The organism is Paenibacillus sp. 2RAB27, assembly GCF_052115445.1.
Taxonomy (GTDB): domain Bacteria; phylum Bacillota; class Bacilli; order Paenibacillales; family NBRC-103111; genus Paenibacillus_E.
Map to the genome: position 1 here is coordinate 63875 of NZ_JBFRGR010000046.1, position 6796 is coordinate 70670.

Consider the following 6796-nt stretch of genomic DNA (forward strand, 5'->3'; position numbering starts at 1 on the left):
CTTCTTGACAGGGAGGGAAAGCCGATGATTGAGAGCTGGCCCCGAGAATCAGGCTGCGGAAGTTCGCTCCCGAGCAGTCCTTTGAACAGAAGCGCTAAGTAGCTTCTCAGTAGAGGGAACCGGACACATCGTCCGTTATCTGGAATGAAGTGAGACTCGTTTATTTGTCAACTGGACATAGACGAATCTAATTAGGGTGGTACCACGGCTTTTCGTCCCTTGCGAGGGAGCGGAAAGTCTTTTTTGTGTTTTCATAAAGGGCGATTCAGAGGCCTAAATCAGGAGGGATTTCGATGAAAGAGCGGTTAGAGGCTTTGAAGCAGGAAGCGCTGCAGGAGCTAAGCTTTGTTGCAAGTCAGCAGGAGCTGAACGATTTAAGAGTTAAATATTTGGGCAAAAAAGGACCGTTAACCGAGGTTCTTCGCGGCATGGGCGCGTTAAGTGCTGAGGAAAGACCGGTCATCGGCCAAGTAGCGAATGATGTTCGCGCAGCGATCGAGGCTGTTATTGAAGAGAAACAAGCAGCGTACACGAAGGAAGAAACTGAAAACAGACTTCGTTCTGAAATGATCGACGTTACGTTACCAGGACGTCCTTCCCAGCAAGGTGCTGTACATCCGCTAAGCAAAGTTATTCAAGAGATTGAAGATATTTTCATCGGGATGGGCTACACCGTTGCAGAAGGTCCAGAGGTTGAGCAAGACTATTACAACTTCGAAGCTTTGAATCTGCCAAAGGATCATCCGGCTCGTGATATGCAGGATTCGTTCTATATTACGGAAGAAATTTTGATGCGTACGCAAACATCCCCTGTTCAAGTAAGAACGATGGAGAAGCGCAAAGGTGAAGTGCCGATCAAAATCATCTGCCCAGGCAAAGTATACCGCCGCGATGACGACGATGCCACTCATTCGCACATGTTCCAACAAATTGAAGGTTTGGTCATTGACCGCAACGTGCGGATGAGTGATCTCAAAGGGACATTGCTTCAGTTCGTACAAGAAATGTATGGCCCAGCGACCAAAATCCGCATGCGTCCAAGTTTTTTCCCGTTCACAGAGCCGAGTGTTGAAGTCGATGTGAGCTGTGCAATGTGTGGCGGTGAAGGCTGTCGTACGTGTAAGCAAACAGGTTGGTTGGAAATTCTCGGAGCGGGCATGGTTCATCCGCGAGTTCTTGAAATGGGTGGCTATGATCCGAAGGAATACACAGGCTTCGCATTCGGTATGGGTGTTGAGCGTATCGCTATGTTGAAATATGGTATCGAAGATATTCGTCATTTCTATACGAATGATTTGCGCTTCTTAAAGCAATTTTTACATGTGTAAGCATTAGGAAAAGGAGGGTATAAAGCATGAAAGTTTCTTATCAATGGTTATCGGAATATGTTGACGTTACTGGCTTCACTGCCGAAGAATTAGCTGAAAAATTAACCCGCAGCGGTATCGAAGTGGATATCGTCGAGGATCGTAATAAAGGTGTATCGCATGTTGTAGTTGGATTTGTAAAATCCCGTGAGAAGCATCCGGATGCTGACAAACTGAGCGTTTGTGTGATCGATGCTGGGCAAGGCGAAGACTTGCAAATCGTGTGTGGTGCCAAAAATATTGATGCTGGTCAAAAGGTTCCTGTTGCGATGATCGGTGCTGTCCTTCCGGGTGGACTGGAAATCAAGCGCGCTAAGCTGCGCGGTGTAGAATCCCAAGGGATGATCTGCTCCGCGAAAGAACTAGGATTGAACGATAAACTGCTTCCAAAAGAAATTCAAGAAGGTATCTTGGTCTTGCCTGAAGATACAGAAATTGGCCAATCGATTCTAGATGTATTGGCAATTAGCGATAAAGTTATGGAGCTCGACTTGACGCCAAACCGCTCCGATTGCTTGAGCATGCTCGGAGCGGCATACGAGATCGCGGCGATCCTTGGCCGCGAAGTTAAACTGCCAGATGCGGAAGCTGCGCTTCAAGCGGCAGGAACTGTCGGCGTGAAAGCTGCGGACCGCATCAGCGTGAAGATCACAGCGACGGAACAGTGCACGCACTACGCGGCTCGCCTGATCGAAGGCGTGCGCGTGGGCACTTCACCGCTGTGGATCCAGAATCGCTTGATGGCTGCGGGCATCCGCCCCATCAATAACATCGTCGACATCACCAACTTCGTGATGTTGGAATACGGCCAGCCGCTTCACGCGTTCGACGCGGAGAAACTAAACAACGGACACATCGACGTACGACTCGCTGAAGCTGGCGAGAAGCTCGTTACACTTGACGATGTGGAACGTACCCTAGAACCGCACATGCTGCTCGTCACGGACGGCACCAAGCCTGTGGCGATCGCCGGAGTTATGGGCGGAGCCAACTCCGAAGTGACGGATGGAACTTCGCGGATCCTGCTTGAATCCGCGAAGTTCGCTGGCAGCTCTGTGCGCCGCACATCGCGCCAGTTAGGTCTTCGCTCGGAAGCGAGCCTTCGCTTCGAGAAAGAAGTGAACCCGGAATCGGTGATTCCGGCGTTGAACCGTGCTGCTGCGCTGATTGCGCAATACGCAGGCGGTAAAGTCGCTGACGGCATCGTAGAAGCCGCTAGCGGAACGCATAAGTCGGTCAGCATCGAGCTTGCAGCTGACCGCGTGAACAACTATCTCGGCACAGCGCTTTCCTTGACCGAGATGGAGCAAATCCTATCGCGCTTGCATTTCACATTCGAGCAAGCTGGCGAAGGCAAGCTGCTCGTGCATGTGCCGAGCCGCCGTGGAGACATTACGCGTGATGTCGATTTGATCGAAGAAGTGGCACGTCTCTTCGGCTACGATAACATCCCGACAACCTTGATGACCGGTGTTACGACGCCAGGGTCTCTATCCAAAGAGCAATCCATCCGCCGGATTACACGCAATATTTTGACACAAAGCGGATTGAATGAAGTGATTACGTATTCCTTCACCAACCCGCGTTCACACGGTGGCACAGATGCTGAAGCGAATCCACAAGCACAAGTCGATGCTATTCCTGGTTTATACCGGGCAGCGAAGCCGATTTCACTCGCGATGCCGATGAGCGAAGACCGCAGTCAACTGCGCACAAGCTTAGTACCACATTTGCTTGATGTTGTTAGCTATAATCGCAATCGTACAATGGATGATGTCGCCATTTTCGAAATTGGCAAAGCATTTATTACGGACGAAGCAGCGCTTACGGCTCTACCGCAAGAAAAGCTGTTACTGTCTATCGTATTGACAGGCAAACGCCGACAAGCTCACTGGGCTCAGAAGGCAGAAGCTGTTGATTTCTACGACATCAAAGGGATTTTTGATCGTTTAGTGGGGTACCTTGGCATTAAGGGACTGACATATACGTCCGCAGCACCAGAAGGCTTCCACCCTGGTCGTACTGCAGAAATCTCACTAGCTTCCGCTGAAGGTCCAAAAGTAATTGGTCGTGTAGGTCAACTACATCCGACTGCGCAACAACAGCGTGATCTGGACGATACTTATGTGCTTGAAGTTGAACTAGCGCCTATCTTGGAAACTGCTGGCGAGGAGATTGTTTATAAGCTGTTACCTCGTTATCCGTCTATCGGACGTGATATTGCAGTAGTAGTGAATACAAGCGTCCCAGTTGGACTTATGGAGCAAGCGATTTCTAAAGTTGCAGGGGAATTGTTGGAGTCCATTCAGGTATTTGATATCTACACGGGAGAGCGCCTTGGTGCTAATCGTAAAAGCGTAGCAATCGCACTTGTGTACCGTCATGCTGACAGAACTTTGCTTGATGAAGAAGTAACTGAACTTCACGCCAAAGTTGTGACAACACTTGAACAACAATTTGAGGCAGAGTTAAGAAAATAGTGTAACTTTCCTTATAGGTTGCAGGAATATAGGCTGGTCTTATCGAAATTATTCTCGATAGGGCCAGCCTTTCATCTTAAGGGAGGATTTTAATTTGACTACTGAAGATAAAACAAGAATTACTGTTGATATATATGGACACCAATACAAGCTCAAAGCAGATACAAGCACCAACCATATGAAGGCCGTTGCAGAATATGTGAATGACCAAATGTTCCGTATTGCCAAAGGTTACCCTCGTTTGGATTCGCAGCGGATCGCTGTTTTAGCCGCAGTAAACATGGCTGATGAGTGCTTCCGAATGAATGAAATTTTGGAAGAGCTTAGCAAAGTTCAGAAAGAGCAGGAAGCGACGAAAATCGCCTACGAGAAGCTAACAACACGGTATCATGAATTGAAGCAAGAGGACGACAAGAACCAAGCCTTACTCGCTGAGCAAAAAGGGAAGTTGGAACAAATCCCAGAACTAGAAAAACAATATAAGCAAGAAATTAGTAAGGTAAGACAAGAACAAGAACAATCGAATCAGCAAATGCTGCAAATGAAACAGAAATATGAACTTGGTAATCAACAGTTAGACCAGACCAAGCAACAACTGGAACAAGCAAAGCAACAGCAGGTTCAAGCCAAACAACAAATTGATCAAACGAAACAACAGATCGAACAATCCAAGCAACAGATCGAACAAGCTAAACAACAGAATGATCAAGTGAAACAACAACAAGAGCAAGCAAATAAACAAATAGATCAACTCAAGCAACAGCTTGACCAGGAGAAACGCCAAGCCTTACAAGTCAAACAGCAACTTGACCAAGAAAAACAACAGCATCAACAAAGCAAGCAGCTGCTTGATCAAGAAAAGCAACAGCATCTACAAAGCAAAAAGCAGCTTGAGCAAGCGCAGCAACATAAATCGCAGCAGCTTCTAAAGTTAACTGAACAACATAAAGTTGAGTTAGATGCCATCGCGGACGCACATCGCAAAGAAAATGAAAGTTTGCACCAACAACTTGAAGAAGAGAAACAATCTCTTATCCAGTTACATCTGCAAGATAAAGAAAACGCAGAACTTCAGCACCAAGAAGCGTTGGCATTACTATCCAAGCAAAGTGGATCTGATATCGATGTCATTCATAAGCAGTACCAAGCACAAATCAAATCTATAACCGTGCAACACCAGGAAGTACAAGCTTCCATGGCTCGAGAACATCAATCTCAACTAGCGTCTTTGAGACAAGAGCATCAATCCGCTATCGAGACACTTACAGACGGTCATCAAGCTGCAATAGCACTTTTGGCAGAGGAACATCAATTTGCCATCGCAATCTTGACTGAAGAACAACAAGTGGCAATCGCACTCATGACAGAAGAGCATCAAGCAGAATTAGTAGCTATTTCAGATAGTCATCTCAATGAAATTGAAACAATTTCGGAAGAATACCAATCGGAGTTAACAGTAATTACGGATAAACTCCAAAGTGAATTAGCAAATCAAATGGATGAGCACCATTTCGAGATTGCTTCATTGACAGAAAATCATCAAAATGAGATTGCTTCACTCACAAATAAACACCAAAATGAACTGAGTGCAATTTCAGAGAAACATCAAAATGAATTGGAATCGCTCTCTAAGCAGCACCGAGATGAATTAACCTTGAACAATACGAAAAATCATAACGAAATAGCAGCCATTGTGCGAGGCCACCATGCTGAGATTCATGTGATTAAACAAAAACACCAAACTGAGTTAGAAGTAGCAGCAAGCGCTCATAAAGAGGATATCGACTCGCTCGCGTTGCTATATCAGGAAGAAGAAGAGGCTAAAGCCCGCCGATTCGAAGAGGCGAAGGGTGATCTAGAAGGTCACTATCACAAACAACAAGCATCGTTCCAACAACAGCTTGAGGAGCAAAAGGCAGCGATCATTCAGCATTATCAAGGGAAAATTGAACAATTACTTGCACAAATGCAGACGGAACGAGAAACACGAGCACAAGAGTTCGAAGAAGAGAAAGAACTTATTTGGGCTCAAGCACAGCAGGAAAAGGAAGAACTTCTACAGCTGAGCATGAACGACGAAGCTCAACAAGAAGAACTTCATGCGGTCAAAGAGGAATATCGGAAATTGCGTGAAGAATATGCGAAGCTTCAAATCGAATATAACGAATGGATTGAGCTTGTAGAAGCCGATAGTCCAATTGGGTAGCCCTAAGTGACAGTGAACCTATTGGATTACGTCTTAATGTCGGTCATTGCCTTAGGACTGTTGATTGGCTACTTTAGAGGATTTATTTCACAAATCGTTTCTATTTCGGGTATGATCCTAGCTTATCTAGTTGCCTTTTATTTTTACAAGGATCTTGCTCCGTTACTCAAGAGCGCGATCTCATTACCAACTTATCAAAATTATCAAAAATATGAATTCATCGTAAAAGGACTCAATTTAGATACTTATATTCTAAATGCCATTGCCTTTGCGCTCCTGTTTTTTGGTGTCAAACTTGCACTTATGGTCATCGGCAGAGCCTTGAATCTTCTTGCCAAAACGCCAGGACTAAGTGCCATTAACCGTTGGAGCGGCGCATTACTGGGGTTAGCAGAAGCGCTGCTCATCATTGTAATTGCTGTAAATGTCATGACCATCATTCCATCAGACGGCTCCCAGAAGCTGCTAGCAAGCTCATCTATAGCTCCTTATTTGATTAACGAGCTGCCGCAGGTTGCGGGTAAACTCCATGACCTGTGGAAACAAGGAATTTCCCTATAGAAACTACTGCCTTTTGAAAAAAATGCGGTAGTTTTTATTTTACGGGGAGACAACCTATAATGCAAAAGGGATAAGGGATAAGGGATAAGGGATAAGGGATAAGGGATAAGGGATAAGGGATAAGGGATAAGGGATAAGGGATAAGGGATAAGGGATAAGGGATAAGGGATAAGGGATAAGGG

At 45.9% G+C, this 6796-nt stretch carries 4 protein-coding genes and 1 other annotated feature (1 of these 5 only partly in view); all 4 genes read left to right on the top strand.

Translation table 11 applies throughout. From position 1 onward, the window contains the following. Positions 1-223 (top strand) — a binding site (T-box leader) (it extends 32 nt beyond the left edge of the window). Positions 224-293: 70 nt separating this feature from the next. After that, on the top strand, positions 294-1328 hold the full coding sequence (gene pheS, locus AB4114_RS32330; protein WP_441992093.1) for a phenylalanine--tRNA ligase subunit alpha: 1035 nt from the start codon (positions 294-296) through the stop codon (positions 1326-1328). A gap of 26 nt (positions 1329-1354) precedes the next feature. Continuing rightward, positions 1355-3847, top strand: coding sequence for a phenylalanine--tRNA ligase subunit beta (gene pheT, locus AB4114_RS32335; RefSeq protein WP_441992094.1), 2493 nt, complete (start codon positions 1355-1357; stop codon positions 3845-3847). Between the two features lie 94 nt (positions 3848-3941). Continuing rightward, on the top strand, positions 3942-6053 hold the full coding sequence (gene zapA / locus AB4114_RS32340; protein ID WP_441992095.1) for a cell division protein ZapA: 2112 nt from the start codon (positions 3942-3944) through the stop codon (positions 6051-6053). 6 nt (positions 6054-6059) lie between these two features. Beyond that, on the top strand, positions 6060-6614 hold the full coding sequence (locus AB4114_RS32345; RefSeq protein ID WP_441992096.1) for a CvpA family protein: 555 nt from the start codon (positions 6060-6062) through the stop codon (positions 6612-6614). The last annotated feature ends 182 nt before the right edge of the window (positions 6615-6796 follow it).

What these genes read in the sequence shown, in the direction of transcription:
- pheS (WP_441992093.1), top strand. Translation starts at nt 294, where the DNA reads ATGAAAGAGCGGTTAGAGGCTTTGAAGCAGGAAGCGCTGCAGGAGCTA.
- pheT (WP_441992094.1), top strand. Translation starts at nt 1,355, where the DNA reads ATGAAAGTTTCTTATCAATGGTTATCGGAATATGTTGACGTTACTGGC.